At 62.6% G+C, this 26,626-nt stretch carries 22 protein-coding genes and 1 pseudogene; 8 read left to right on the plus strand and 15 right to left on the minus strand.

Annotation, left to right across the window (positions count from 1 at the left end):
* Positions 1–178: 178 nt before the first annotated feature.
* Both ACP7D4_RS25630 and ACP7D4_RS25635 read right to left on the minus strand, forming a co-directional pair.
* A complete protein-coding gene (locus ACP7D4_RS25630) occupies positions 179–643 on the minus strand; it encodes a TlpA family protein disulfide reductase (protein WP_426212124.1) in 465 nt (154 codons plus the stop codon).
* Positions 644–654: 11 nt separating this feature from the next.
* Entirely contained in the window at positions 655–1,614 is a 960-nt protein-coding gene (locus ACP7D4_RS25635; protein WP_426212125.1) for a transporter, read from the minus strand.
* A 248-nt stretch (positions 1,615–1,862) separates the two neighbouring features.
* On the opposite strand from ACP7D4_RS25635, the gene nirK reads away from it, so the two are divergent.
* Together nirK and ACP7D4_RS25645 are read left to right on the plus strand one after the other, a co-directional pair.
* Positions 1,863–3,287 carry a copper-containing nitrite reductase gene (gene nirK, locus ACP7D4_RS25640; RefSeq protein WP_426212127.1) on the plus strand — a complete coding sequence of 475 codons (1,425 nt, stop codon included), beginning with the start codon at positions 1,863–1,865 and terminating at the stop codon, positions 3,285–3,287.
* Between the two features lie 108 nt (positions 3,288–3,395).
* On the plus strand, positions 3,396–4,076 hold the full coding sequence (locus ACP7D4_RS25645) for a Crp/Fnr family transcriptional regulator (RefSeq protein WP_426105118.1): 681 nt from the start codon (positions 3,396–3,398) through the stop codon (positions 4,074–4,076).
* On the opposite strand, the gene ACP7D4_RS25650 is transcribed toward ACP7D4_RS25645, so the two are convergent.
* From ACP7D4_RS25650 to ACP7D4_RS25670, 5 genes are all read right to left on the minus strand, one after another.
* Positions 4,064–5,314 carry a hypothetical protein gene (locus ACP7D4_RS25650; RefSeq protein ID WP_426105116.1) on the minus strand — a complete coding sequence of 417 codons (1,251 nt, stop codon included), beginning with the start codon at positions 5,312–5,314 and terminating at the stop codon, positions 4,064–4,066. The two genes, ACP7D4_RS25645 and ACP7D4_RS25650, sit on opposite strands and share 13 nt — an antisense overlap.
* Entirely contained in the window at positions 5,314–5,550 is a 237-nt protein-coding gene (locus ACP7D4_RS25655) for a DUF2249 domain-containing protein (protein WP_426105115.1), read from the minus strand. Before ACP7D4_RS25655 ends, ACP7D4_RS25650 begins: the two co-directional genes overlap by 1 nt.
* Entirely contained in the window at positions 5,547–5,951 is a 405-nt protein-coding gene (locus tag ACP7D4_RS25660) for a SirB2 family protein (RefSeq protein WP_426105113.1), read from the minus strand. The genes ACP7D4_RS25655 and ACP7D4_RS25660 overlap by 4 nt, the downstream gene beginning before the upstream one ends.
* Positions 5,948–6,409, minus strand: coding sequence for an RrF2 family transcriptional regulator (locus ACP7D4_RS25665; protein WP_426212128.1), 462 nt, complete (start codon positions 6,407–6,409; stop codon positions 5,948–5,950). The genes ACP7D4_RS25660 and ACP7D4_RS25665 overlap by 4 nt, the downstream gene beginning before the upstream one ends.
* Positions 6,410–6,482: 73 nt before the next feature.
* The gene (locus tag ACP7D4_RS25670) at positions 6,483–8,759 is read right to left on the minus strand and encodes a nitric-oxide reductase large subunit (protein ID WP_426212130.1); all 2,277 of its coding nucleotides are present in this window, start codon (positions 8,757–8,759) and stop codon (positions 6,483–6,485) included.
* Between the two features lie 385 nt (positions 8,760–9,144).
* Between ACP7D4_RS25670 and hemN the strand changes: the two genes are divergently transcribed.
* Together hemN and ACP7D4_RS25680 are read left to right on the plus strand one after the other, a co-directional pair.
* Positions 9,145–10,584 (plus strand): oxygen-independent coproporphyrinogen III oxidase, encoded by a 1,440-nt coding sequence (gene hemN / locus ACP7D4_RS25675; protein ID WP_426105109.1) that lies wholly within the window; start codon positions 9,145–9,147, stop codon positions 10,582–10,584.
* A 143-nt stretch (positions 10,585–10,727) separates the two neighbouring features.
* A complete protein-coding gene (locus tag ACP7D4_RS25680; RefSeq protein WP_426105108.1) occupies positions 10,728–11,036 on the plus strand; it encodes a c-type cytochrome in 309 nt (102 codons plus the stop codon).
* A 516-nt stretch (positions 11,037–11,552) separates the two neighbouring features.
* Here the strand turns inward: ACP7D4_RS25680 and ACP7D4_RS25685 are convergent.
* The 8 genes from ACP7D4_RS25685 to ACP7D4_RS25720 form a co-directional block, all read right to left on the minus strand.
* The gene (locus ACP7D4_RS25685; protein ID WP_426105106.1) at positions 11,553–14,009 is read right to left on the minus strand and encodes an adenosylcobalamin-dependent ribonucleoside-diphosphate reductase; all 2,457 of its coding nucleotides are present in this window, start codon (positions 14,007–14,009) and stop codon (positions 11,553–11,555) included.
* 89 nt (positions 14,010–14,098) lie between these two features.
* A complete protein-coding gene (locus ACP7D4_RS25690) occupies positions 14,099–14,512 on the minus strand; it encodes a plastocyanin/azurin family copper-binding protein (protein ID WP_426212131.1) in 414 nt (137 codons plus the stop codon).
* Entirely contained in the window at positions 14,509–14,997 is a 489-nt protein-coding gene (gene ubiT, locus ACP7D4_RS25695) for a ubiquinone anaerobic biosynthesis accessory factor UbiT (RefSeq protein ID WP_426212134.1), read from the minus strand. The genes ACP7D4_RS25690 and ubiT overlap by 4 nt, the downstream gene beginning before the upstream one ends.
* Positions 14,994–15,887, minus strand: a complete 894-nt coding sequence (locus ACP7D4_RS25700) for a U32 family peptidase (RefSeq protein WP_426212135.1) — start codon at positions 15,885–15,887, stop codon at positions 14,994–14,996. Before ACP7D4_RS25700 ends, ubiT begins: the two co-directional genes overlap by 4 nt.
* 20 nt (positions 15,888–15,907) lie before the next feature.
* Positions 15,908–16,930, minus strand: a complete 1,023-nt coding sequence (ubiU, locus tag ACP7D4_RS25705; RefSeq protein ID WP_426212138.1) for a ubiquinone anaerobic biosynthesis protein UbiU — start codon at positions 16,928–16,930, stop codon at positions 15,908–15,910.
* Positions 16,931–16,950: 20 nt separating this feature from the next.
* Positions 16,951–18,621 carry an indolepyruvate/phenylpyruvate decarboxylase gene (gene ipdC / locus ACP7D4_RS25710; RefSeq protein WP_426212140.1) on the minus strand — a complete coding sequence of 557 codons (1,671 nt, stop codon included), beginning with the start codon at positions 18,619–18,621 and terminating at the stop codon, positions 16,951–16,953.
* A gap of 127 nt (positions 18,622–18,748) precedes the next feature.
* Entirely contained in the window at positions 18,749–19,147 is a 399-nt protein-coding gene (locus tag ACP7D4_RS25715; protein WP_426212142.1) for a cupin domain-containing protein, read from the minus strand.
* A 79-nt stretch (positions 19,148–19,226) separates the two neighbouring features.
* Positions 19,227–20,456: a glycosyltransferase family 4 protein gene (locus ACP7D4_RS25720; protein WP_426212144.1), complete on the minus strand. Its 1,230-nt coding sequence runs from the start codon at positions 20,454–20,456 to the stop codon at positions 19,227–19,229.
* Positions 20,457–20,781: 325 nt separating this feature from the next.
* Here ACP7D4_RS25720 and ACP7D4_RS25725 point away from each other — a divergent pair, with 325 nt between their 5' ends.
* The 4 genes and pseudogenes from ACP7D4_RS25725 to ACP7D4_RS25740 form a co-directional block, all read left to right on the plus strand.
* Positions 20,782–22,896 carry a peptidase domain-containing ABC transporter gene (locus ACP7D4_RS25725; protein WP_426212146.1) on the plus strand — a complete coding sequence of 705 codons (2,115 nt, stop codon included), beginning with the start codon at positions 20,782–20,784 and terminating at the stop codon, positions 22,894–22,896.
* A 37-nt stretch (positions 22,897–22,933) separates the two neighbouring features.
* Positions 22,934–24,292 (plus strand): HlyD family type I secretion periplasmic adaptor subunit, encoded by a 1,359-nt coding sequence (locus ACP7D4_RS25730; protein ID WP_426212148.1) that lies wholly within the window; start codon positions 22,934–22,936, stop codon positions 24,290–24,292.
* Between the two features lie 86 nt (positions 24,293–24,378).
* Positions 24,379–25,623, plus strand: a complete 1,245-nt coding sequence (locus ACP7D4_RS25735; RefSeq protein WP_426212149.1) for a TolC family outer membrane protein — start codon at positions 24,379–24,381, stop codon at positions 25,621–25,623.
* 60 nt (positions 25,624–25,683) lie between these two features.
* Positions 25,684–26,626: pseudogene (locus tag ACP7D4_RS25740) on the plus strand (hypothetical protein); the annotation flags it as partial.

Below are 26,626 nucleotides of genomic sequence, written 5' to 3' on the forward strand. Positions count from 1 at the left end.
GGCGCATCGACCAACACACACCTCAGACGGCGCGCTCCTGGAAACAGGGCATGCTTGTGGGAGTGCAATGAATGCGCCGGTCAAAGCCAGATTTAGGCGGTTTTGCGAAGCCGTTCACACCGCTCGCCGCCGCCGACATGGGCGCCTTGCTGGGCCATCAGCCCTCACCCACAAGCCGCTACGGGCGCAGCCGGCCTGGCACGGCCGGCAAATGCGTTTCCAGTTCCGCCCGGGTCAATTGCCCCAGCCGCGTCAACACCAGCTTGCCTTCCGGGTTGAACAGCAGCGTGGTCGGGTAAGCTTGCACCTTGAATTCCTTGATGGCTTGCTCGTTGCCGGCAATGATGGGGTAGCTCACGTGCAGCGCCTTGGCGAACTGGCGCAAGCGCATCACGCTCTCGCCGTCGGCCGCCAGTCCCAGCACCATTACGTCGCTGCGCGCGTGCGACAGCGCTTCGAGTTCGGGCATCTCCTGAATGCACGGCGCGCACCATGTGGCCCAGACATTGAGCACCACCCATTTGCCGCGATAGGCTTCGAGCGTGTGCAGCTTGCCTTCGACATCGGTCAGGTGCATGGCGTGGGCGGGCGACAAAGCGGCCACGGCCAGCAGGGCCGCCGCCAGCAGGGAGCGGGTACGCATCCGGGCGCGCATTACAAGCGGGCCGACAGGCCGATGACCAGTGCGCGGTTGGCCGTCAGTTGCACGCCGGTGACGTGGCGGTGCAGCGGCACCTGGTAGAACGCATACAGTTGCGTCGACTTGCTCAGCGCATAGCTCAGGCCCGGGCTGGCGTACAGGAAGCGTCCGCCGCTGCTGGCCGGTTCCGCTTCGCTGCCGCTGTCGGCGCATTTGTGGACGTAGTTCAGCTGGCCCTGGATGCCCAGGCCGCCAGCCAGGCCCTTGCGCACGCCCACATCCACGCCGAGCTGGGCGCCGGGGCGGAAGTTTTCGCGCGTGTTGATCGCGTGCTGGTACTGTGCCTGGGCAAACCAGGAAGCGTCGAGCGCGGTCAGTTTTTGATGATAGTAGCTGCCTGCGATCAAGTCCATGGTGCCGCTGCCGGGCTGCATGCTGCGCTCGGCCCGCGCACCCTGGGCGTTGCTCTCGTCATATTTGCCGGTCGGCAGCTTGACGCCGAAAGTAATGCCGGCGCTGGCCGGCTTGAGCGGGTCGGCCACGCCCGTCAACTGGTAGCGCCCAATGATGCGCGCGTCGTTCAAAGCGGTAAATTTCCAGCTGTCGCCGATCTTGGCGCCGTGGTGATTGTGAATATGAAAGTGTTCGCGCTGAACAGCCGCGGCGCTGACCGTCAGGCCAAAGCCATTGCCGAAATTGTGGCCGTAGCTCAGCACCACGTTGCGGTTTTGTGTGCTCACTTCGTCATGGTGCGAGGGGACCTGGCCGACCGACACCTTATCCGAACCGGACATCGGCTGGTCCTGGTTCATGTACTCGTAGCGCAGGTCGAAGGCGTCGCTTGCTTCAGTCAGCGCGCTCTCGGCTGTCCAGTTGGTGTTGACGGCGCAAAAGGAGGCGCCGCAGCTGGCCAGCGCAATTGATGGCGCCAGTGCTGCAAGGGCCGCGGCCAGGAGAGTGTGCGTTGTTTTCATAATGTGTCCCTGAGAATGAAAGCCTGCCAGGGCAGGTATGGACGACTGCTTGTCGTGGCGTGGAAATCATACTTTTAGCGCGCATGTTTTTCACATGATCTACATCAAAATTTTCCAGAAAACCCAATAATATTGCAGGTTGGGAAATTTTTGATCTGGATCAATTTTTTAATATGCTGATCAAATGTATGATTTGATCAAGGTCAAGCGGTGCAGATTCGCACCAGACATTACTAGGTGAGAAAAACATGAAAAGGACCATCATTTCGCAAGCCCTCCTGACGCTGGTTATCGGCGCAGCTTCCTTGTCGCCAGCTGGCTTGTCGTCGGCACTTGCCCAGCACGCCGGACACGGCGCCGCTACGGGAAGCTCGGCCGTTCAGTACCGGCCGGACGTGACGTACACGCTGCGCACCGATATTGCCGACGGCAAGCTGGTGTTCATCAGCGAGACGGGCGCCAACAAGGGCACGGCCAACCCAACGCTCAATGTGCCTGAAGGCGCAGTAGTGCAGATCAATCTGGTCAATGGCGACGGCGCCACCCACGACTTGACGGTGCCCGACTTTAACGTCAAGTCGAACCAGATCAACGACAAGGGCGCCAGCACCTCGATCGTCTTCAAGGCCGACAAAAAGGGCGTCTTCAATTATATCTGCTCCTTGCCCGGCCACGTTGCGGCCGGCATGATCGGCAAGATCATCGTCGGCGGGGCAGTTGCCGCGCCGGTGGCCAAGGGCGCCGACATTTCGCGCAACCCGACCGACGTGGGTACGCCGGTCGGCGCGCGCGGACCGCAAAAGCTGACGGTCGGGCTGGAGACGACGGAAGTCGTCGGCCAATTGGCTGACGGCACCAAGTACAAATACTGGACCTTCAACAGCAAGGTGCCCGGTCCCTTTTTACGGGTACGGGTCGGCGACACGGTCGAGGTAAACCTGAGCAACGCCAAGGATAGCCACATGATCCACTCGGTTGACTTCCATGCAGTAACCGGTCCCGGCGGCGGCGCTGCAGTCACCCAGGCCGCGCCCGGCAGCACCAAAAGCTTCACGTTCAAGGCGCTCAATCCCGGCCTGTATGTGTATCACTGCGCCACTCCGATGGTCGCCCAGCACATCTCGAACGGCATGTACGGCATGATCCTGGTCGAGCCGGAAGGCGGCCTGGCCAAAGTGGACCGCGAGTTCTATGTGATGCAAGGTGAGCTGTACACCGCTCAGCGCCACGGCACGCCAGGCGAAGCCGAGTTCTCGCTCGAAAAACTGCTCAACGAGCAGCCCGAGCACCTGATGTTCAACGGCACCCACGATGCGCTCACCAAGACGCACCGCATGGAAGCGAAAGTGGGCGAAACGGTGCGCATTTTCTTCGGGGTGGGCGGGCCTAACCTGACGTCGAGCTTTCACGTGATTGGCGAAGTGTTCGACCGCGTCTATTCGCAGGCTGACCTGACGTCGCTGCCGGCAAAGAACGTGCAGACGACAACGGTTGCGCCCGGTGGTGCTACGATGGTGGAATTCAAGGTCGAGGTGCCGGGGCGTTACATCCTGGTTGACCATGCACTGTCGCGCATGGAAAAAGGCCTGGCCGGTTTCCTCTACGTGACGGGCAAGGATAACCCGGAAGTGTTCCGTACCACCAGCAGGCCCGACGCCCCTTCAGGACACTGATCCGGCAACGCGTTTTGCAAGACCCGCAGCCTGCGGGTCTTTTTTGCGTTGTGGTTTGGCGTTGTAGTTTGCGTTTGTACTTAGCTTCGTTTGAATGAAAGATGCACCATGCTTACCTCCAAAATCGACCGGCGCGAGTTTCTCAAGCGGCTGCCGCTGTTTGCCGACTTCACCGCCGACGAGCTCACCGTGCTCGCCGCCGCCACCCACGAAGTGCATGTCCCGCGCGGCACGCCTATTTTCCACCGGGGCGACCCGTGCCGCGGCTTTCACATCGTCATTTACGGCCAGGTCAAACTGGGCTTTTTGTCAGTCCAGGGTGATGAAAAAATCGTCGAGATCATCGGGCCGGGCTTTAGCTTTGGCGAAGCGCTGATGTTCATGGAAAAGCCGTATATCGTTGGCGCCACGGCGCTGGTTGACACCATGCTGCTGCACATTGCCAAGGAAGCCGTGTTCGGCGAACTGGAACACAACCCGGCGTTCGCGCGCCGCATGCTCGCTGGCATGAGCCGGCGCTTGCATGGTTTGATGAAGGATGTGGAGTCGTATTCGCTGCGCTCGGGAAGCCAGCGCATTGTCGGCTACTTGCTCAAGGATGAACCGGACGGCGATGGTTCGCAGGTCACGCTCGCCGTCAGCAAAAAGCTGCTCGCTTCGCGCCTGAACCTGACGCCCGAGTATTTTTCACGCGTGCTGCACGACCTGTCGGAGCTGGGCATGATCACCGTGAAAGGGCGCTTGATCACGATCCTGGACATTGAACGCCTGCGCACCTACGAAGGCTGAAAGATCGCCTTGATCTTGCGGCAGCTGTTCGCCGCGCGCCACAGGTCGGTTGCCAGCAGCAGGCTCGAGACGGCCAGTAGCGCGCAGGCCGGGCGCACCAGATAGCCGGGCCAGTAGACGGCTCCCAGCAGCGCCGCCAGCGCCAGCGCATGCCAGTAAAATTGGCGCCGCGCCAGAGCGTCGGGCAGGATCAGGCGAATCGTCGGCACCTGGCCCTTGGTCGCATGCGGATCGCTTTGCAGGTGATACCACAGCAGGAACGGCACAATCTTGTACAGCATGCCGTTGACCGCACCCATCGCAAAGCCGCCGATGAACACGACGCCCAGGGCGAGCGGGGCTTGCGCTGACGGGGGCAGAAAGAACAGCAGCGCGCTGGCCGCCAGGCTGCCCAGCGACAGGCGCCAGTAGCGCGTGGTGGCGTCCGGCTCCTTGCGCTTGCGGGTAGTGAGCAGCCACGCCGTGAAGGCGGCAAAGGCGACCAGGGCTGCTGCCAGCAGGGCGCCGGCATACGGGGCGCCGCCGGACCAGGCGGCCAGCAGGCTGAAAAGGAGCCATGGCGCCCAGCGCGTTACCTGCGCCGGATAGAGTTTCGATGACTGGAACATCGGGATCACCTGGAACGCGACGCCCACCACCAGCATGGCGACCCACCCGAGCAATCCCCAGCCGGCATGCAGGTCGGCCAGCATCGGCACCGGCGCGGCCAGTGCGCCGCTCAGGGCGAACGCCAGCGTCACGCCCAGGGACACCGTGACGGCCAGGCCGGCCAGTGCCAGCCGCATGCCGCGCACCATCGGCATGGCGGGCGCCGTGCCAGGGCGCCACAAGGCGCGTCCAATGACGACCAGGAGCACGGCGAAAGCGCACGCCAGCAGCAGCGCGGCCGGCAGAAACAGGAAACTTGCCCCCAGGCCCAGCGCGCATGCCAGCAGCAGGGCGCCCAGCGCCAGGCCGCCCCAGGCCGTCGCCGCCGCCGCGCGGCTCACCGGCACGGCGGCGCCGGTGACCACGGGAATCAGCTGCAGCATCGAACCTGCCATCGCCATGCCCAGGTAACCCAAGGTCAGCAAGTGGGTCGAACCGAGCACGCCGGCCGACCAGCGCGAGGCGAAGGCGCGCTCGCCGGCGGCAAACAGCGCGAGCGCGGCGAGCACGCCGAACCATGGCGCGGCCAGCAGAAAACGCAGCGGCAAGCCTGGCGCGGGCGAGAGCGCATAGGCAAGGGAGCGCTGCATCAGCGCTCCCGGATCACGATCTGGTACAGGCCCGGCTCCGGCTGGGTAGTGGTGTATAGGTAGTTATTGCGCTCCAGGATGCGAAACAGCGGGTGCGGTTCGCGTTCGATCAGCAAGCGGATCTGCTGGCCGGCGAGCAGGCCGGCGAGGGCGTCGAGCACGCGTTCCATGGGTTCGGGCGGGAACATGCCGCGCAAGTCCAGGAACACTTCAGGGGGAACGGTGTGCTGTGTCATGGCGCTCTCAAAGAAAGAAGAGGGAGAAAGAACAGGGGGTTTTTGGTGATGGCCGTGGCGACGATGTAGCCAAAGCAGGCGAGGGCGGCGACAAAAGCGGCGCCGCGGATCAGGCGCGTCTTGCCGTATTTGAGGGCGACCGAGCCAAGCAGGATGTAGGCGATCAGCGCGCCCACCTTGGCCGCCAGCCAGGCGCTGGTGGTGGGCGACTGGCCGCTCCACCAGGCCAGCGCGATGGCCGTGGCCAGCAGCAGCGAGTCGACCATGTGCGGCAGGCTTTTGACCCAGGCGCGCTCGCGCATGGGCGAGTCGGCCAGCATCCACACGCCGCGCACCAAAAACAGCGCCGCGCTGATGGCGGCGAAGGTCATGTGCGCATGCTTGAGAAGGAGGTAGTTCATGGTGTCAGGGTACGGCAAAAGGAGAGCAGATGGACGCCTTCGGGCGCGGGTCCGGGGCCAATGCCCAGCAGGGCCGACAGCGGCACGCGGTCAAGCCGCTCAAGAAAAGCGGCGGTGGCTTCAGCCAGCAAGCCCTTGAGAACGCAGCGGCCGGCCAGCAGGCAGTTGCTCGGTGCGGCGGAAAAGCAGTCGACCATTTGAAAATCGGGCTCCGTCATGCGAATGACAGACCCTAACATGATTTGCTCGGGTGGCCGCGCCAGCTGGATGCCGCCGGCGCGCCCGCGCAGTGTTCGCAAAACGCCAAGCGCGCCAAGCTGGTGCGCGATCTTGGTCAGGTGGTTGCGCGAAATGCCATGAATGCCGGCGATCTCGCGCACCGTGATGAGCTTGCCGGGATGTCCTCCCAGATGCATCAGCAAGCGCAGTGCATAGTCGGTGTAGTCGGTCAGGCGCATGGGTGATCCCTGTTGCGTGAACATGCAACCGGCGCCGGCTGCCAACCAACTGGCAGGCCGGCGCCGGGGGTCTTTACTTGACGATTGCCAGCTGTGCTGCCGCCAGTTTGCGCGCAGGACGATTCTGGAAAACCAAGCGCCACATGAACAGGACCAGGAACATCACGCCGACGGTGAACACGATGTCGCCCGGTACCCGCAGCCAGACCATGGTTTCCATGAACGCGGAGTGGACCACTTCAGGCGAGCGGGCGTACCAGACGCCGCGCGACACGCTTGCCCAGGCCTGGTAGATGCCGGCCGGGACCAGCGAGATGAACACCATCATCGCCAGACCAATGTTGAGCAGCCAGAACATCGGACGCAGCGCGCTGTCGGACCAGGCCAGGCGATCGGACAGGCCGCGCAGGCAGAACAGCATCAGGCCGATGCCCAGCATGCCGTACACGCCGAACAGCGCTGCGTGGCCGTGGGCTGCCGTCATGTTCATGCCTTGCATGTAGTACAGCGCGATCGGGGTGTTGATCGAAAAGCCCAGCAGGCCGGCGCCAACGATGTTCCAGAAGCCCACTGCGATGAAGCACAGGATCGGCCACTTGTAGTTCTGTACCCACGGCGCCGCTTTCGAGCGCTGGAAGTTGCGGTAGGCTTCAACGCCGATGATCGACAGCGGCACCACTTCAAGCGCGGAGAACATGGAGCCGATCGCAATGACGGCGGTCGGGGTGCCGGTAAAGTACAGGTGGTGCAGCGTGCCCAGGATGCCGCCGAACAGGAACACGATCGTTTCAAGCACGATGGCGGTGTTGGCTGAAGCGGCGCGAATCAGGCCAAGGCGGGTGAACAGCAGCGCGATGACGGCAGTGGCGAACACTTCAAAGAAGCCTTCAACCCAAAGGTGGACCAACCACCAGCGCCAGTATTCAACCATCGAGTAGTGCGTTTTTGGACCCCAGGTAAGCGAGGTGGCATAGAAGCCGCCGATGCACAGTGCCGCCAGGAATACCATGGCGATCAGGCCACGGCTTTCCGATGGCTTTTTCAGGGCAGGCCACAGACCGCGGCCGAGCAGCAAGACCCAGAACAGCAGGCCAACGAACAGCAGGATCTGCCAGATACGGCCCATGCTGGTAAATTCCAGGCCCTGGTTACCGATCCAGAAGGCAAAGTCGGTGCCCTGTTTTTGCAGCGTGCCGAGCCAGCCGAAGGCGGTCGAGCCGACCACGATGAACAGCAGCGCATAGAACAGCACGTTCACGCCCAGCGCCTGGTACTTTGGCTCATGGCCCGAAATGGCAGGGGCGATGTACAGGCCGGTGGCCAGCCACGCGGTGGCGATCCATAGCACCGCGAACTGGGTGTGGATGGTGCGGCTGATGGTAAAGGGCAGGATCTGGGCCAATGGGAAGCCAAAGAAGCTGGTGCCTTCCACCGAGTAGTGGGCCGTGATGATGCCCATGCCCACTTGCGCCAGGATCAGGCCGACGACCACGAAGAAGTACTTGCGGGTCGCTTTCATCGATGCGGTGGGCTTCAGTTCGAACAGCGGGTCGTCCTTGGCCGGAACCGGGTCGCCTTCTTCCTTGTGCATCGAATGGTAGAAAATCATGCCGCAGATGGCGCCGATCATCAGGATGACGCTGGCGATCGACCAGATGCCGGTGCCCGCGGTCGGCGTATTGTCCACCAGCGGCTCATGCGGCCAGTTGCTGGTGTAAGACAGGTTGGTTTCACCCGGGCGGTCGGTGGCCGCTGCCCACGCCGTCCAGAAGAAGAAGGCGGTGAGCGACTCGCGGTCGTAGGCCTTTGGCAGCGCGTTGGGCGTCATCGCATACTGTTCGCGCAAGGCGTCCAGGGAAGCGGCGTTGCCGAACAAATCGTTGAAGTGCGCAGCGGTGCGGCGCACGGCTTCGGCCCGAATTGGCGAGAGCGCCAGGGTGCCGGTTGCCGCGTCATAGGTGTTGGTGCGCAGTTCGGTCTTGACCATGACGTCGATTTTGCCCTTGTCGCCGGCGTCGAGCTCAGCGTACTTGCGCGAGAGCGTGCGTTCGGCGAGCAGGTCTTGCAAGGCGAGCGCCTCGCGGTGCAGCCAGTCGGCCGACCAGTCGGGCGCGACGTAGCTGCCGTGGCCCCAGACGGTGCCGAGCTGCTGGCCGCCGGCCATGAGCCATGCCTGCTGGCCGTATTGGACGTTATCTTTCGAGAAGAGCACAGTTCCGTCGGTACTGCGGACCTGCATCGGGATGGGCGGCGCCTCAAGGTAAATTTCACGGCCGACCCAGCCAAGGGCGGCAAATGAAAGTACGCAGATGACAGCTAGCCATGTCCATAGTTTGCGCGTGGCGTGCATGATGTTCCTTCTGATGTTGTAGTGATGGAGTGAGTACTAAGATGCATTCTATTTGCATCTTTTATTCGGTGCAAAGATTATGTAGGGCTAAAATTGATCCAGTTTAGGTTTTTCCGCAGTAGTGGTGGCGGGGGTGCGCGGTCGGGGTTGGCGGCACTGGCACGCCAGAACGTGCATGCCAGATAGCGCCAGGAGAGCGGATCTTATCGGGATTGCGCGGGAATTGCCCATGATGTAGATCAAATTTCCGGAAGAACACGTGGCACGTGCAAATATAGTTGCGCAGCGCACGATTCGGCTTGCCGCGCTTCGCAGGCGTGACTACCATGATTGCCGAATAGAAGCAATTGACGCCGCTGTCTGCGGCGAAAACAGGAGAACGACCATGGGAAACAACGATGCGACAGGCTTGAAGGGCGCGCCCTCGTCGGCAGTCCATTTCGACGCCGCGCTGATTGCAAAAATGAGCCAGCAGGGTCCGCGCTATACGTCCTACCCGACCGCCGACCGCTTTCGCGCCGGCTACGGCCATGCCGAGTATGCCGCCGTGGTGGCGGGCCTGGGCCAGGGCGCCGCGCGATTGCCGCTGTCGCTCTATCTGCACATCCCGTTTTGCGAGTCGCTGTGCTACTACTGCGCCTGCAACAAGATCATCACCAAGGAACACGACAAGGCGGCCATCTACCTCGATTACCTGAAGCGCGAAATCAGCCTGCAGGCAGCCTTGCTTGGCAGCGAACAGCGGGTCGAGCAGCTACACTTGGGCGGCGGCACGCCGACCTACCTGACCGACGCGCAGATGGCCTCGCTCATGGAGCACCTGCGCAGCTGCTTTACCTTTGCCGACGACGACAGCGGCGAGTATTCGATCGAGATCGATCCGCGCACCGTAGACCCGGAGCGCATTCGCTCGCTGCGGCGCCAGGGTTTCAACCGCGTGAGTCTGGGCGTGCAGGACTTTGACCCGGAAGTGCAAAAAGCGGTCAACCGCATCCAGCCCGACGCCCTGACGCACGACGCGATCAGCGCGGCGCGCGCGGCCGGTTTTCGCTCGATCAGCATCGACCTCATTTACGGCCTGCCCAAGCAAAGCTTGAAGACCATCGGCGAGACGCTGACCAAGGTGGTGGCGGCCAGCCCGGACCGCATCTCGATCTACAATTACGCGCACATGCCGCAGCTGTTCAAGTCGCAGCGCCTGATCGTCGACGCCGACCTGCCCACCGACCATGACAAGCTGGCCATGCTGGGCCTGTGCATCGAGCGCCTCACCGCAGCCGGCTACGTCTACATCGGCATGGACCATTTCGCCAAGCCCGACGACGAGCTGGCCGTGGCCCAGCGCAGCGGCCAGCTGCACCGCAACTTCCAGGGTTACTCGACGCACGCCGATACCGATATGGTTTCGTGCGGCGTGTCGGCCATCAGCGCCGTGGGCGAGTCGTACTGCCAGAACGAAAAATCGCTGGAGCGCTATTACGCCGGGCTTGATGCGGGCCACTTGCCGGTGGCGCGCGGGATTGAACTGACGCCGGACGACGTGATCCGGCGCGACGTGATCGGACGCCTGATGTGCGACTTTGCGCTGAGCGTGCGGTCGGTGGAGCATGCGCACGGCATCGACTTTGCGCTCTACTTTGGCCCGGAACTGGCGCGCCTGCGCGAGTTCGAGGCTGACGGCCTGCTCACGGTGCAAGACGCCGCGCTGACCGTCACGCCGGCCGGGCGCCTGCTGGTGCGCAACCTGTGCATGGTGTTCGACAAATACTTCGGCAGTCCCAACGAGATCCCGCTGCAGCGCATGCGTTACTCGAAGACGATCTGAGAGCGCGTACTTAAGCTGGTTCTTAAGCTGGTTCTTAAGCTGGTTCTTAAGCTGGTTCAAGTAAATCGGCGCGTGCGGTCCGTGCACTGGAAAGCTCGTTCTACAATTGTTTTGCCGCGTTTGCGGTTTATATGGAGATGATTATGAAGACCACGATTTTCGCCTTGCTTGCCTTCGCCGCCATGGCTGTCGGCGGCCAGGCACAGGCCAACGCCGATCTGGCAAAGGCCAAGAACTGCATGGGTTGCCACGCGATCGACAAGAAGGTGATCGGACCGGCTTACCGCGATGTGGCGGCCAAGTACAAGGGGCAGAAGGACGCCGAAGCCAAGCTGGTGGCCAGCATCACCAAAGGCAGCACGGGTGTCTGGGGTCCGATGGCGATGCCGCCGAATGCCGTGAGCCCGGCTGAAGCGGCCACGCTGGCCAAGTGGGTGCTGGCGCAGAAATAACGGGCAGGGTGATGTAACACGCTCGCCGGTCCTGGAAAGAACATGGATTGCGATGTTCTCCACCCCACAGCGCCAAACCAACATCGTCCTCGCGCACGCGGGGACCTATAGAACGGTTCAACTGAGCTACCGTTCTATGGGTCCCCGCGTGCGCGAGGACGATGTTGGTTTGGGCTTTCGCGGTGTCAAAGGTGGCGATTTCTAGTCGGCAGCCAGACGGTCGGAAAAGCGCGTCGCCGAACATGAGTTGCGATGTTCTCAACCCCACGGCTCCAAACCAACATCGTCCTCGCGCACGCGGGGACCTATAGAACGTTTCAACCGAGCTACCGTTCTTTGGGTCCCCGCGTGCGCGAGGACGATGTTGGTTTAGGCTTTCGTGGTGTCAAATGTGGCGATTTCTAGTTGGCAGCCAGTAGATACCGGAGAAGCGCGAAGCGAGCATTCCGACATGAGCCGTCGATGACGCTTGTCGGTATGCCCGCTTCTGGCAGTGCGATCAACTAAACCGCTGCGCTAGCCGCAGCTGCCAATGTAATGACACTCGCTGCAATGGCTGCACCCATCAACCTTGTGCAAGGCATAGGCTCCGCAGTCAGGACACTTGCGCCCCGCATGCTGCGCAGCTTGCGCGGTTGGCACTCGCGGTGCCGGCGCTGCTGCACCCTCGAGCTGGCGCGCCAGTTGCTCTGTCGGCACCTGGTTGCCCTGCTGGTCCAGAAACCCGCGCCGTATCAGCACGCGCTGCAGCGTAAAGGCAATCGCCGCCACTTCCGAATCGTGATACACCGGCACCTCGGCGCCATCTGCGCGGGTGAGCGTACCGCAGCGCACCGGCCCCTTTTCCCACACTACTTCGCGCATGTCCGCCAGGGCCTTGGCAACCGAGCTGCCGGCGCGCGCCGCCAGCGAAAGCAGGCGCATGGTCGACGTGATCCACTGCTGCCCGTCGCTGCGCTGGTTGGCCGGCATGAAAAACTCGAACGGACGCTCGATGACCACCGGCAGGCCCGCCAGGCGCCCCTCGGCGCGGATGAAACTGACCGTCAGGTAGGCCGCCTTGGCCCCTTCCTGCGTACTGTAACGCACCTTGCAGGTGACCGATTCCAGTTCCCCGGACGGGCGGCTGTCAAAGCGCCGCCGCAGCGGGTCTTCGTCCGGAAGGCTTGGCGCCGGTTCGGCCGGGGCCACACTGAGCACGCTGGCCAGGCCCGCGTTGGGCCGGTAGGTGGCCAGGCCTTTCAGGCCGGCGCGCCAGGCGTCGCGGTACAGGTTCTTGAAGTCGGCATACGGATAGTCGGTCGGAACGTTGACGGTTTTGGAAATCGCCGTGTCGATGAACGGCTGCACCGCCTGCATCATGCCCAGGTGGTCGGTGGCGGCCATTTGGAGCGCCGTGACGAACTGCGCCGGCAAGGCGGCTGCGTCGCTGACATCGTGGCCGAGGTGGCGATACAGGCGCCACGCATGGTCGGCCACCTCATAGCTGCGCGTGCTGCCGTCAGCCATGCGCTTTTTGCGGAAGTAGGTCCACGAAAAAGCCGGTTCGATGCCGTTCGAGGCGTTGTCGGCAAAGGCGAGCGTGATGGACCCGGTCGGGGCGATCGAGAGCAGGTGCGAATTGCGGATGCCATGTTCGGCGATCTGCTCGCGCAGCGCCTGCGGCAGGCGAGCGATAAACTGGCCGCCCAGGTAGGCGTCGGCGTCAAACAGCGGGAACGGGCCTTTTTCGCGGGCCAGTGCAATTGAAGCGGCGTAGGCGGCGTCGCGCATTTCTTCGGCGATGCGCGCGGCCAGGCTGCGCCCCGCCTCGCTGTCGTAGGCGACGCCGAGCATGACCAGCGCGCTGCCCAGGCCCAAGAACCCCAGTCCCACGCGGCGCTTGGTGCGGCCTTCTTCGGCCTGCTGTGGGAGCGGCCACTCGGTGGCGTCGAGCGCCAGGTCGAGCATGCGCACGCCCACGGCCACCACTTCGCGCAGGCGCGCAAAGTCGAGCGTGGCGCCGGGCGTAAATGGCGCGTCGACAAAACGGGTCAGGTCGACCGAGCCCAAGTCGCAGCAGCCGTACGGCGGCAGCGGCTGCTCGCCGCACGGATTGGTGGCGCACAGCTCTTCGGCGTAGTACAGATTGTTTTCGGCGTTGATGCGGTCGATGAACAGGACGCCCGGTTCGGCATGGTCGTAGGTGGACTGCATGACGGCATGCCACAGCAGGGACGCATCCAGCGTGTGGTAGATCCATTGGCCATCGATCCTTTGGCGCGCGCCGGCGGCGATCTGGTCGTCCGACGGTTCTGCAGCGTGCACCAGCTCGAACGGCAGCTTGGCCTCGAGCGCCTGCATGAAGGCGTCGGTTACCGCAATCGACAAATTGAAGTTGGTCAGGGCGCCGTCATGCTTGGCCGTGATGAAGCGTTCGATGTCCGGATGGTCGATGCGCAGCACGCCCATTTGCGCGCCGCGCCGCGCGCCGGCCGATTCCACCGTCTTGCAGGAGGCGTCGAATACCTCCATGTACGACACGGGACCGGAGGCGCGTGAATGGGTGCCTTTGACCTTGCTGCCGCACGGGCGGATGGCGCTGAAATCGTAGCCCACGCCGCCGCCGCGGCGCATCGTCTCGGCCGCTTCGGCAAGGGCCGTGTAGATGCCCGGCAGGCCTTCGTGCAGGCCGGTCACCGAGTCGCCGACGGGCTGCACGAAGCAGTTCATCAAGGTCGCTTTCATGCCCATGCCGACCGCTGAATTGATGCGCCCGGCGGGAATAAAGCCTTGCTGCTGCGCCCACAGGAAGCGCTCGTTCATTGTCTCGTGCAGCTCGGCGCTCTCGTACTGGGCCAGCGAACGGGCCACCCGTGCCTGCACTGCGGCGATGCTGTCTTCGCTGCCCTTTGCGTATTTTTCGCACAAGACATCGATCGATACTTCCTGCGCGGGCAGGGTGCGGTTAAACATATTTTCGTTGGCGTTCATGCGTATCCTGAAATCTGTATGCCGGCCGCCACGACGGCGCCAGCGCACGCTACTATCGGCCAGGCGATGAAAAAAGTCCTTGAAGCAGGCTAAGGATTTGGCAGCACCAGGATCGTGCCGCGCATGCCGGCCTCGTAGTGGCCGGGCAAAAGGCAGGCGTATTCCAGTTCGCCGGATAGCTCGGCCTGCCACAGGAACTGTTCGCTGGCGCCGGGAGCGACGTGCAGCATGGCGCTCCCGGCCCCATGCCCGTGGTGACCGGACTGGCGCCGGTTCGCGATGTCGTCGCGGGTGCCAATCACGATTTCATGCTGCACCTTGCCCTGGTTGCGGACGATGAAGCGGATCGTCTCGCCATGCTCGACGCTTAACTCGCCGGGCGCAAAGCGCATGCTGTCGTACATGCCAATGTCGACCGTGCGCGCCTGGCCGGCAGTGGCGGTTTGGCCGTGCAGTATCGCCAGTGTCGCCAGCAGTGCCGCCGCGGCGCTCATCGCGTTCATGCTGCATCCTTGGGCGTGGCGTGCCGGGAAAACGGCGCCAGGCGGCGCAGGAACAGGTCAAGGGCGCCCAGCTCGAACGCGTCAATGGCGTTCTTGAAAAGCAGGCCCAGTTCCGTGTCGCCTTCGAGCACCAGGCGGCGCCGGAAAAACAGGCTGTCCGGGTCTTCTTCGCGCCGCGCCAGCAGCCACAGGTCGTGCAGCGAGGCTGCGATGGCAAGGTCGGGCGTTGCCTGTGGCGCGGATGGTGCAAAGCCGGTTTTGCGCCAGCTGACATCAAAGGCGATGCCAAGATTGCTGACCCGCAGCCGCAGCAGCTTGCCTTCCAGGCCGGCCTTGGTGTCGGCGGCCAGCTGGGGTGCCAGCGATGCATTGAGCATGCGCGCAAACAGCCATGAACCGGGGTAGGCGGGAAGGCGCGACAGGACGCTGCCAAGGGGCGGCAGCAGAGGCGGCAACAAGGGCAGGGGGCGCTGGCGCCAGGTCATGCCGCCACCTGCTGCATGCCGCTCTGGCCGTACCAGTAACCGTTGCAGGCTTCGCCCGGCAGCAAAGGCGCCAGCTGCGCGCGGGCGTCGCTCGCGTCCAGCAAACCGCGCCTGGCCTGGTCGTAGATGGCGAGCACTTGCGCCGTGCCGCTGGCCTGGGGACTGATGCGCAGCACGTCCACGCCGCAGCGCGCCAGTTCTTCCAGTTCGCCGATCAGGCAGTTCACGGACGCGGACTGGGTCTGGGTGCCGTTCAGGACCAGAAAGGGCTTTTGCTCGCGGGTGCGCAGCAGCAGGCCGTCGGGATGGTCCAGGCAACTGAACTGGCAGTCGTCCTTGGGCAGGTTGCGGTTGCGCGCCGTGAAGCAGCGCGCCGAAAAGGCGAGCGGCATGCGCCCATGGGCGAAGATCTCGGTTTCCATCTGCACCGGGCCGTCGCGCATCACATGGGCCAGCTGTTCGCGCCCCATCTCCAGCGGCAGCACCCAGCGCGATGCGCCCAGTTCGGCCAGCACTGCCAGCGAAGGGCCGTTGTACAGGTTCAGGTGGGGTCCGGCGACAAAAGGCGTGCCCGGCGCCATGCTGTGGACGGCGCCAAAATCATTTGCTTCGACCAGGTAGCGCCCGTTGGCGGCGATTTTGCGCAGGGTTCCCAGTTCGCTGTTCGATTCGATCAGCGCCTGGGTCGAGAGCACGGCCTGTTTGCCGGCGTCGGCCAGCAGGTCGGCCACGTCGAGCCAGTCGCTCAGCTTCATTTCGTGGCGGCGCGAACAGACCGTCTCGCCCAGGTAGACGATGTCGGCCGGCCCTTCGGCCACCTCCTGGTAAAAATCGAACGTGGCCGCGCGCGGCCAATAGGTCAGTACGGGGCCAAGGGCCAGCTTTAACATGGACTAAACTCCGGTAGTATTCATTTCCAGGCGCGGTGATAGGCGCCCAGCGTGTGCTGCTGGCCTTCGGCCACTTTGTCCAGCGCCGCCATCCAGGCCGGGTGGACCGAGTATCGCGGCAGGTTGTCGCGGCAGGCGTCGAGCGCTTCGCGCCACACCCGCGTGACCTGGGCAACGTAAGCGGGGCTGCGCTGCCGGCCTTCGATCTTCACGGCGCGCACGCCGGCCGCGATCAGTTGCGGCAGCAGTTCGAGCGTGTTCAGGCTGGCCGGTTCCTCGATCGCGTAGTAGTTCTCGCCCTCGACCTCGAAGCGCCCTTTGCACAGCGTGGGGTAGCTGGCGTTCTCGTCGTTTGCGTAGCGGTCGATCAGCACGCCGTTCAGGCGCGCCTCGAGCGACTGCGGGGTGGTGTGCCAGCGCACAGCCTTGGCCGGCGAGCACACGCCGTGGGTATTGGGCGACTCGCCGGTAGCGTACGAGGACAGGGCGCAGCGGCCCTCGACCATGACGCACAGGCTGCCAAAGCCGAACACCTCGATTTCCACCGGCGTGCTGGCGATCACCTGGCGCACCTGCGCCATCGAGAGCACCCGCGGCAACACGGCGCGCGCAATGCCAAAATGGCGGTGGTAGAAATTGATCGCTTCGGCGTTGGTGGCCGAGCCCTGCACCGACAGGTGCAGGCGCAGTGCCGGATGGTGTTCGGCGACCCAGGCCATCAGGGCCGGGTCGGCGCAGATCAGCGCGTCCACGCCGGCTTCGGCGGCGCGCTGCGCGGCCAGGCGCCAGGCGCGCCAGTCGCCGGCCTGCGGATAGGTGTTCAGGGCGACCAGTACCTTGCAGTTGCGCTTGTGGGCATAGGCGACGCCTTGCGCAATGGTCTCGTCGTCAAAATTGAGGCCTGCAAAATTGCGCGCGTTGGTCGCGTCGCGAAAGCCGAGGTAGACGCAATCGGCGCCATTGTCAACGGCGGCCTTGAGGGCGGGCAGGCTGCCGGCAGGGCATACCAGTTCGGGAATTGCGTGAGTAGTTGAAGTGTTCAAGTAGGTCTGTTGCCTGTCAATTAGAGCGCTGGTTCGATTTCGAGCGGGGTAGCTACGGTGGTGGACTGATGTGGCTGCTGCAGGCGCCGCACGCCCTGCACGAAGCGCTCCAGCGTGTCCGACACCACGCCGCGCGGGATCATCACTTCGATCAGCTCGAAGCGGCCGCGCCGTTTAAGTGCGGCGTCCAGCGCGGCGCCAAGTTCGGCGCGGGTGTTGACGCGGCAGCCGTTGCCGCCCAGCGCAGGCGCCATGTCGGCGAAGTGCCAGTCGCTCAGCGCAGTAAAGCCGGCCGCCGGTTCGAAGGCGCGCAGCATCTCCCAGCTGCAGTTGTTAAAGACGATGACGATAGGGTCCCAGCCGTAGCGCTGGCAGTTGCCCAGCTCCCAGCCTGTCATCTGGAAGGCGCCGTCGCCGACCAGGATGATGGGACGCCCCGCGCCGCCGGCCTGCAGCCCGAGCCCGGCCGGCACGCCGTAACCCATGGTGGCGTAGTAGCCGGGCGCCACCAGCGCGGTGTGGGCGATATCAAGCGCGGTGAAAAGGCAGTCGCCAATGTCGGACGCGAGCGGCAGGCCGGGGTGCGTGGCGAGCATGTCGTTCAGGGCGCGCGCGATGTCGCGCGGGGCGATCGAGGCCGCGTCGCGCTGCAGGCCGTGCGGGTAGGACGGCGGCGCCAGCGCGTGCGGCCGGTCGCAGACCCGGTGCCCGCGTTCGAGCAGAGCGTCCACCAGCGCTTCGAGCGGCACGCCGGGGTAGACCTCGTAGTCCATCGTCACCGCGCCGTCGCAGGCCAGGATGGCGCCGTGCAGATCGACCTTGTCGCCCGAGACGCCAAAGTTGGTGTCCGAGACGATCACGCCCAGCATGAACAGCGCGTCGGACTGCTCGACCGCCGCCGACAGCGCCAGCGGCCCGGCCACGCCAAGGTAGGTGCCCAGCAGAGGAACGTCGGTCTCGGCCAGCAGGCCGCGGCCCATGAAGGTAGTGGCCACCGGAATGCCCAGCAGGTGCGCGAGGCGGGCGACTTTTTCCTCGATGCCGTAGCGGCGGATTTCGACGCCGACCAGCAGCAGGGGGGAACTTGCCTGCGCCAGCCTGGCCAGTACCGCGTCCGCGCAGGCGGCCAGCGCGCGCGCCGGCACGGGAGGAGTCGCCAGGCGTTCCACCGGCGCGCAAGGGGCGAGCACCATGTCGCGCGGCAGCTCGATATACACCGGGCGCGATTGCGCGATGCAGCTGGCCAGTACGCGCGCAATGTCCTGCGGAGCGCGCGCCGGGTCGTCGAGGACCACCTGGTCGCAGGTGATCTCGCGGAAGATCGCCATTTGCGAGTCGAGCGTCTTGGCCTGGTGGTGCAACAAGTAGCCGCTGCGCCGCTCCGCCGCGCCGGGAGCGCCCGAAATGACCACCAGCGGCACCTTTTCGGCATACGAGGACGCTACGGCATTGACCATGTTGAGCGCGCCGGCGCCGTAGGTGACGGCCGCCACGCCCAGCCGGGTATGGTAGCGCGCGGCCGCATCGGCGGCAAAGCCGACTGCCGGTTCATGGCTCAGGGTATACATGGGCAGGATGCCGGTCGTTTCCACCTGGCGGAAAAACGCCAGAATAAAGTCGCCGGGAATGCCGAATATTTCACGCGCGCCGTGCTGGCGCAGCGCGTGCAGTAAAGCCTGTGACAGATTCATAGGGGACTCATTGAAGGCGAGCCGATCCAGTGCCGGCCCACACGCAATGTATCCCAGGCAGCAGCCTGTCCGCCTTAAACTGGATTAAGGAAAACGAAAGCCGATGCGAGCCGGAACTCGCGCCGCGTCAGCGTGCCGGCGTGGCCAATGGACGGCCCTTGTCCACGACGTACACGCCGACAAACCGGACCGGCGCGCCGCTGTCGTTGCGCGCGCCATGCACTTTGCCGGCCGGGACCACGAACGCTTCGCCGGCCTTGATGATGCGGGGCGGCTCGCCATCGATCAGCAAGGCGACTTCGCCTTCTATGACATAGCTGATTTCGTCGCCCGGGTGGGTGTGGCGCGGCGCGTTTGCGCCGGGGTCGATTTCGCCGCGCACCACCACCGCTTCACGGCCGGGGGCGGCCACGTCGGCGGTCAGGACCGGGGTGCGCTTGACCTGGGCCAGTGCGAGCGACGGCGGGAGCAGGGCCAGAGTAAGGGCGAGGGCGGCGCATTTCCGGGCGCTAGGTAGCTTGGGCATAGATATCCTCTTGAAAGTTGACGGGTGCGGTCAGGCCGCTTGCCTGATCTTACGCTCGCCGCCTTGCTCGTGCTCTTGTTTACAACATTTTGCGCGCGACCATATTTATCAACCGTAACTGCGCCGGCAGGCAAATGGTGCGCAGGTCGTAATTGTCGACAATCGTCTGCCGGGCGTTCGCCCTGACAGACTCATACTTCTTTGGATGGGTCAGCACATCGACGACGCGGTGCGCGATCTCGTCCGGCGAAAACAACTCCACCAGCAAGCCGTTCTCGCCATCGCGCAAGACTTCTTCCACCGGTTTGGTGCGCGACCCGACGACCACGCAAGCGGCAGACATTGCTTCGAGCATCGACCAGGACAGCACGAACGGATAGGTCAAGTACACATGCACGCTTGAAATCTGCAAGATCCTGACGAACGAGGAATAGGGCACTTTGCCCAGGAAATGTACGCGCGTTAAGTCCAGCGCAGAACCGAGTTCGGCCAGCATTTGGGTGCGGAAGCTCTCGCCATTGGAGGCGGGGGGGCCGTAGCTGGTTTCGTCGCCGCCCACCACCAGCACGCGCGCATTGGGCCGCTGCGCCAGCACGGCCGGCAAACTGCGCATGAAGCTTGGAAAGCCGCGATACGGTTCGAGATTGCGCGCGACGTACGTCACGACTTCGTCATCGACGGTCAGTTCAATGTCGGTGCCGGGAATAGCATAACGCGCGCTGGGGTCCGGTGCCACGATCTGCGTGTCGATTCCCTCATGCACGATGTGCAGCTTTGACTGGTATTCCTGCGGATACAGCGATTTTTGCCATTTGGTCGGGCATTGGCCAAAGTCCACCGCGTCCAGCGCCAGCAAATTGCCAATGTTTTTGGTGCGGATGCGGGGACCAACATCGAAGATTAGCGGTGGGCCTGGTTCAAAGCCGACGTCGGCGCCATGACGACGATAAAAGAACTCGAAGTAGCCAATCAGCGGTGTATCCGGGAACACGTCTTTCAAATACCAAGGCTCGCCCCAGCCATTGTGGGCGAGCATGACATCGGGCACGAAGCCCGTCTCCGCTAACTCCAGTGCCACGCGCGCGACGTTCTGCGCAGCGAGCACGCCCGCCTCGGTTTCGCTCAAGTAATGATGCACGCCGGGTGTCGGTGGGCGCTGCGGCTTGTAGACGATTTTCCGCACGCCCGGCAAATCGGCGTCCTCGCGCTGGGTAATGAAAATCACTTCATTGCCCGGGATCGCGCCCAAGTAACGCGCCAGGTGCAGGTATTGGCCAGGAAAGTTTTGATGGACGAATAGGATTTTCATTCGGCAACACTGTACAGCAAACTGCGCGATGCGAGAATAGCAAGCTTGTCATGGCTGCCTCGTACTAAAGGCAACGCCGTGGTGTGCGACTTGGCACATAAATTTAAGCAAGAGCGCGCTTGTGGGATTGTTAAGAGTTGGTATATATGTCATGATTCCGTGCGTAAATTATTGCAAAAAAACAATTTTATTCACGCAACAGAAGGCTGCGCATGCGTTTCCCGATACACCGATCGCCGGCTTGATGTCCGGCGGCCTGCTCCACGCGATTTCCTCGCGGTTTTCTTTTCTTCGTCCTCAAGTTTTAGCCGTACCCACATTTTCAGTGGAAGACCTGGTGTGGGCAATGGGAAGCTTTTGCGCACTGAACAGGAAACCATTTGACGGCGACTTGCTGGTCCGTCAATTCCCGCCTCCCTATCGCGCCGATTCCTTCATCCATGCGGCCCGCGCCCTGGGGTTTCGCATCAAGAGCAAAGTGTGCGCCGGCCATGATGTGGCAAGCCTTGCGCTGCCTTGCTTGACGGTGATGCGGGCCACCCCCGTCGCAGCCGACGCTGACGGCAACGTTGACTTGCCAAGCCACACTGCGCGCCCGGCCATCGTGGTGCAAGCGACCTCCGAGCAAGTTACCTTGTTCGAAGCGGGCAGCAATACGCCAAAGACGCTGACGATTGCGCAATTTGACGCCGCCTTCACCGGCACCGTGTTCCAGCTGGCGCTGGCCGCCAATGCCATCAATGATCCGGATGGCGCGGGCGGCAAGCGCGCCCCGTTCGGCTTCAAGTGGTTCATTCCCGAGTTGCTCAAGCACAGGCGCGTGTGGCGCGATGTGCTCATTGCATCGCTCGTCATTCAACTGCTGGCGTTGGGCACACCCCTGTTCACGCAGGTGGTGATCGACAAGGTCGTGGTGCATCGTACCGAAAGTACCTTGATTGTGATCGGCATCGGTCTTGGCGTGTTCATGCTGTTTTCGGCGTTGCTGTCGTGGGTGCGCCAATATTTGGTGCTGCACACCGGCAATCGCGTTGATGCTGTGCTTGGCAGCGCTGTCTTCGACCACTTGTTCAAGCTGCCGCCGCGTTATTTTGAACACCGCCCGACCGGCGTGATCGCCGCTCGCCTGCAAGGCGTGGAAACGATACGCGAATTTGTCGCCAGCGCCGCCGTCACGCTGATCCTCGATTTTCCGTTTTTATTGATTTTCGTGGGCATCATGTTTTATTACAGCGTTGCCCTGACGTGCGTCGCGCTCGCGCTCATCAGTGCGATCGTCGTGTTAAGCCTGGTGATGGCGCCCATTTTCCGTGACAGGCTGAACCATCAATTCCTGTTGAGTGCCCGCAACCAGGCCTTCGTGACCGAGTACGTGTCGGGACTGGAAACCGTCAAGAGTTTGCAGATGGAGCCGCAACTGTCCACACGCTACGGTGACTACCTGGCCGACTATCTGCAGGCGGGTTTCGCAATGAAGCAGATTGCCAACACCTATAACGTCGCTGCCAACAGCCTTGAGCAGTTCATGTCGCTGTTAATCCTAGTGGTCGGCGCTTACACGGTCATGCACGACGGCAGCTTTACGATTGGCATGCTGATCGCGTTCCAGATGTTCGCAGGGCGCGTGTCGCAACCGATGCTGCGCATCGTTGGTCTGTGGCAGCAATTTCAGCAAGCGAACATGTCAGTGCAGCGGCTGGGCGACATCATGAATGCGCCGACCGAGCCGTACGGCATCGTGCCGAGCCGCACCCGCGAAAGCAAGGGCGCCATCGAGATCGACAATCTCAGTTTCCGCTATGCCGACAACCTGCCGTATTTGTATCAGGGCTTCGGGATGAACATTGCGCCGGGCAAGGTCGTGGCGATCATGGGACCGTCAGGGTCGGGCAAGAGCACCTTGGCCAAGCTGCTGCAAGGATTTTACGCTCCGGTAGACGGCAGGATTCTGTTGGACGGGAACGATATCCGCTACCTCGCAGCGAATGAGTTGCGGCATTACTTTGGCGTGGTGCCGCAAGAAACGGTGCTTTTCTCGGGGACGATTTACGACAATTTGCTGATGGCGGACCCGCACGCAACATTCGAGCAGGCCGTGCACGCATGCAAGATGGCCGAAATTCACGACACGATCGAAAGCTTGCCCAACGGTTACCAGACTGAAATCGGCGAGCGCGGCGTGGGCCTGTCCGGAGGCCAAAAGCAGCGCATGGCCATTGCCCGCGCACTGCTCAAGCGGCCGAAGATACTGGTGTTCGACGAAGCCACCAGCAGTCTGGACCAGGAGACGGCGGAGCATTTTGCAGCCACCATCAATCAGTTGAAGGGGCATGTGACGATGCTGTTCATTACCCATGCCTTGCCGAAGAATTTGCTGGTCGATGAGGTAGTGCGAATTGGCAGTGCGGTTGGCAATGGTGTGGGAGAGAAGTGTGCCTAGTAACAATTTCCCGGAGAATTCTATTGGAAAGCCGCGCATGCTTTCCTCCGACGCGCTCGACTTCGCACCCGGCCTGTTGGCGATCCAGGAGAGTCCGCCGGCACGCATGCCGCGCGTGGTGCTGTACCTGACCGCCATCCTGTTCCTGATCCTGGTGCTGTGGTCGGTTTTCGGCAAGCTCGACATCGTCGCCAGCGCCGAAGGCAGGCTGGTGCCGCAAACCTACGTCAAGATTGTGCAGCCGGCCGACGGCGGCATTGTCCAGGAAATTCTGGTCAAGGAGGGCGGACACGTCGTCGCGGGCCAGGTGCTGCTGCGCATGGACACCCACGAAGCACGGGCGGACGAAAGTACGCTGCGCACCCAGTTGGCGCTGCGCTCGCTGCAACTGCGCCGTATCGACGCTGAACTTGCCAACCGTCCCCTGGCGCGGCAAGCAGCCGACCCCGCCGATCTGTTCGCGCAAGTCGATGCCCAATTTGCCGACCGCCGCCGTGCCTACACCGATGGCCTCGGTGCCGCGCAGGATGCGCGTAGAAAAGCTGAACGGGAAGTCGATTCCGGCCGCGAAGTACTGGCCAAGCTGCGCGACGTCACGCCGATTCTCAAGCAGCAGTCCGACTCGTATACCGAAATGGGGCGTGACGGCTACGCGCCGCAAGTGCAAGTGCGCGACAAGCAGCGTGAATACGTCGAAAAGGTGCGCGACCTGAAAGCCCAGGAAGCCACCCTGGGCGCGCTGCAGGCGGCGGTTGCCGCCATTGGCAAGCAAAGCGCTGAGTTGACCTCGAAATACCGGAGCGAGTTGCAGAATGAACGGATCGATGCGGAGGGGCAGTATCGCAAGTTCCAGCAAGACATGCTCAAGCAGGAACACAAGTCCGGACTACTGGAATTGAAAGCGCCACAAGCGGGCATCGTCAAGGATTTGGCCGCGCATACGGTCGGCACGGTGGTGTCGCCCGGCACCATCTTGCTGTCGCTGGTGCCGGACAACGAGCCGCTGGTGGCCGAAGTGATGGTCAGGAACGATGATGTGGGCTTCGTGTATGCCAATCAAAAAGTCAAAGTGAAATTGGCGGCGTATCCGTTTCAGCAATACGGCATGCTCGACGGTGTCGTGTTGACCGTGGCTGCCGATGCCAGCGACGAGCAGCAAGCTGCGCCTGGGCAGGGGCCGGTGTCGAACAAGGACCGGGAAAAGGCCCAACCGACCACGATTTACAAGGCGCTGGTGTCGCTCGACGCGCAACAACTGGCCGTAGCGGGCGCCCATTACAAGCTGGTGCCTGGCATGCAAGTGACCGCCGAAGTCAATCAAGGCAGGCGCACGGTGCTGGAATACTTGCTGTCGCCGATTAAGAAGACGGTTTATGAAAGTGGGCGCGAGCGGTGAGCATATTGCGGCGAACCGTCATTTTCACACTGGCCGTGGCGAGTTCCTTGTCGGGTGCTGTGGCCGATGGGGCTGACTTGCTCGGCATGTACCGCGTCGCGCAGGCCAATGACCCAAGCATTGCGTCGGCGCGCTATGCACTCGACAGCGCACGGCAAAAAATACCGCTGGCACGGGCAGGTCTGCGTCCGGTGGCAACAGTCACTGGCAACGAGGGAGCGACGCACGCCGAGACTGCGTTTTCCGATCAAGAGCCGGTCAACCGCGCAGTGAGGGCGTGGAGCTGGAACTTGCAGGTAACGCAGCCGGTGTTGCGGGTGGGCGCGCTGTATGCCATCCGGGAATCGGAATTTATCGTCGACCAAGCCGAAGCGCAATACGCGCAGGCGCGGCAGGATTTGCTGCTGCGGGTTGCGCAAGCATATTTCGGCGTGATTGTCGCGCAAGACGCCATCGGTGCGGCGCAGGCGCAAGTGAGCGCGCTCGATGAGCAACTGGCGCAAGTGACGCGCGGCTTTCAGCATGGTACGCATGCGGTGACCGACGTTGATGACACCAAGTCGCGGCAGGGAAGCGCCCGTGCGCAATTGGTGTCTGCACAGAACGACCTGGATAGTGCGCAGGCAAACCTGGAGAAAATTACCGGGCAAGTGCCCACTGAGCTGGCCGTGTTGCAATCGACAATGATGCCGCCGCCACCAACGGCCGACAGCCGTGCCTGGATGGCGCAGGCGCGTACAAATCACCCGCTGGTGCGCGCGCAACGCGCCGCGCTGGACGCGGCCAGGCAGGCAATCAAGAAGCTGCGGTCGGACCATTTGCCGACGCTCGATTTGGTGGCAAATACGGGCAGCAACTTTTCTTCGCGCAGCTTGGCCACGCCGAACGACTACGCCACGCGCGCCAACCAGCGTCAAATTGGTTTGCAGTTGACGGTGCCCCTGTATTCCGGTGGCGCAGTGGACGCCAGGGTTACCGAGGCCATTGCGAATATGGACAAGGCGACCGCGGATCTAGAACTGGCAAGCCGCCAGTCAGCGCTTGATGCACGCCTGGCGTATGCCGGTGTTGTGAATGGACTGGCGCAGATTGCCGCACTTGATGTTGCTGTGGCATCGGGGCAGAGCGCTTTGAAGGGGAATCGTGCAGGTTATCGGCTGGGGATTCGAATCAATATCGACGTCTTGAATGCTGAACAGCAAGTGTTTGCAGCACAACGGGATTTGTCAAAGGCGCGCTATGAGACCTTGCTGCAGGGCTTGAAGCTAAAGGCGGCCGCAGGGGCGCTGGATGAGTACGATTTGTTGAAGGTCAATTCAATGTTGCGATAGCTAAATGCTGATCTATTCGGTTCTTATGCTTCTCCCGTCTTTTAACTTTTTGGCCGCCTAATGATCATGCGATTAAAACCTTACTTTTTTCTGATTGCCCTGACCCTTTTCTTTGGGCTATCGGCAGTGGAATGCTCTGCCGAGGTAGCAACCGGTGCTAAGCCGTCAGTTCCCCCAGTCGTAGCGCCAGCTTTGCTAAGCCTTATTGCCGGAAACATCGATGGCTCCGGCTCTGCAGACGGTCGCGGCGACAGGTCACAGTTCAGCAAGTCAGCCAGCGGCGATCACGGAATTAATACAAGAGGTATTGCTTCCGATGCCGCCGGTAATCTTTACGTTGCCGACTCAGTCAATCACACGATTCGCAAGGTCGACGCTATGGGTTTGGTCACGACGATTGCAGGAATGGCAGGCCATCCTGGCAGTGAGGATGGCCCGGGGACAAAGGCGCGCTTTAACTTTCCCATCGGAATTGTATCCGACGCTGATGGCATGCTTTATGTTACTGACTCCTATAACAACACGGTTCGCAAGATCACCCCGGCTGGAGACGTGACGACGCTGGCCGGGACCGCAAGACAAGCTGGATGGGCGGATGGAACAGGACCTGCTGCGCGCTTTCGCCATCCGGTCGGTATCACGCGTGATACAAAAGGCGACCTATTTGTCATGGATATGTACAACGCCTGTATCCGCAAAATCAGCACGACAGGAAGCGTGACCACGCTTGCGGGCGAGCCGGGGAAATACGGCTTTAAAGACGGTTCTGGGCGAACTGCCCGTTTCGGTTTTTCGCAGGGCATCGCGGCCGCCGACAATGGGGTGCTGTATGTTGCTGATGACCCGAATCATGCATTACGCCGGATAAGCGCAGGGGGAGCCGTCACCAATCCACCCAAGTTAAGACCTTTCAACAGTTTTTCTGAGTCATCTTCTTGTGTGGTTTTACGCCGGGCTTCCTGGGCTTCGAACGATTCTCTCGATGGCGATAGGTCTTCCCGGC

The organism is Massilia sp. TWP1-3-3 (assembly GCF_049897805.1).
Lineage (GTDB): Bacteria > Pseudomonadota > Gammaproteobacteria > Burkholderiales > Burkholderiaceae_D > Telluria_A.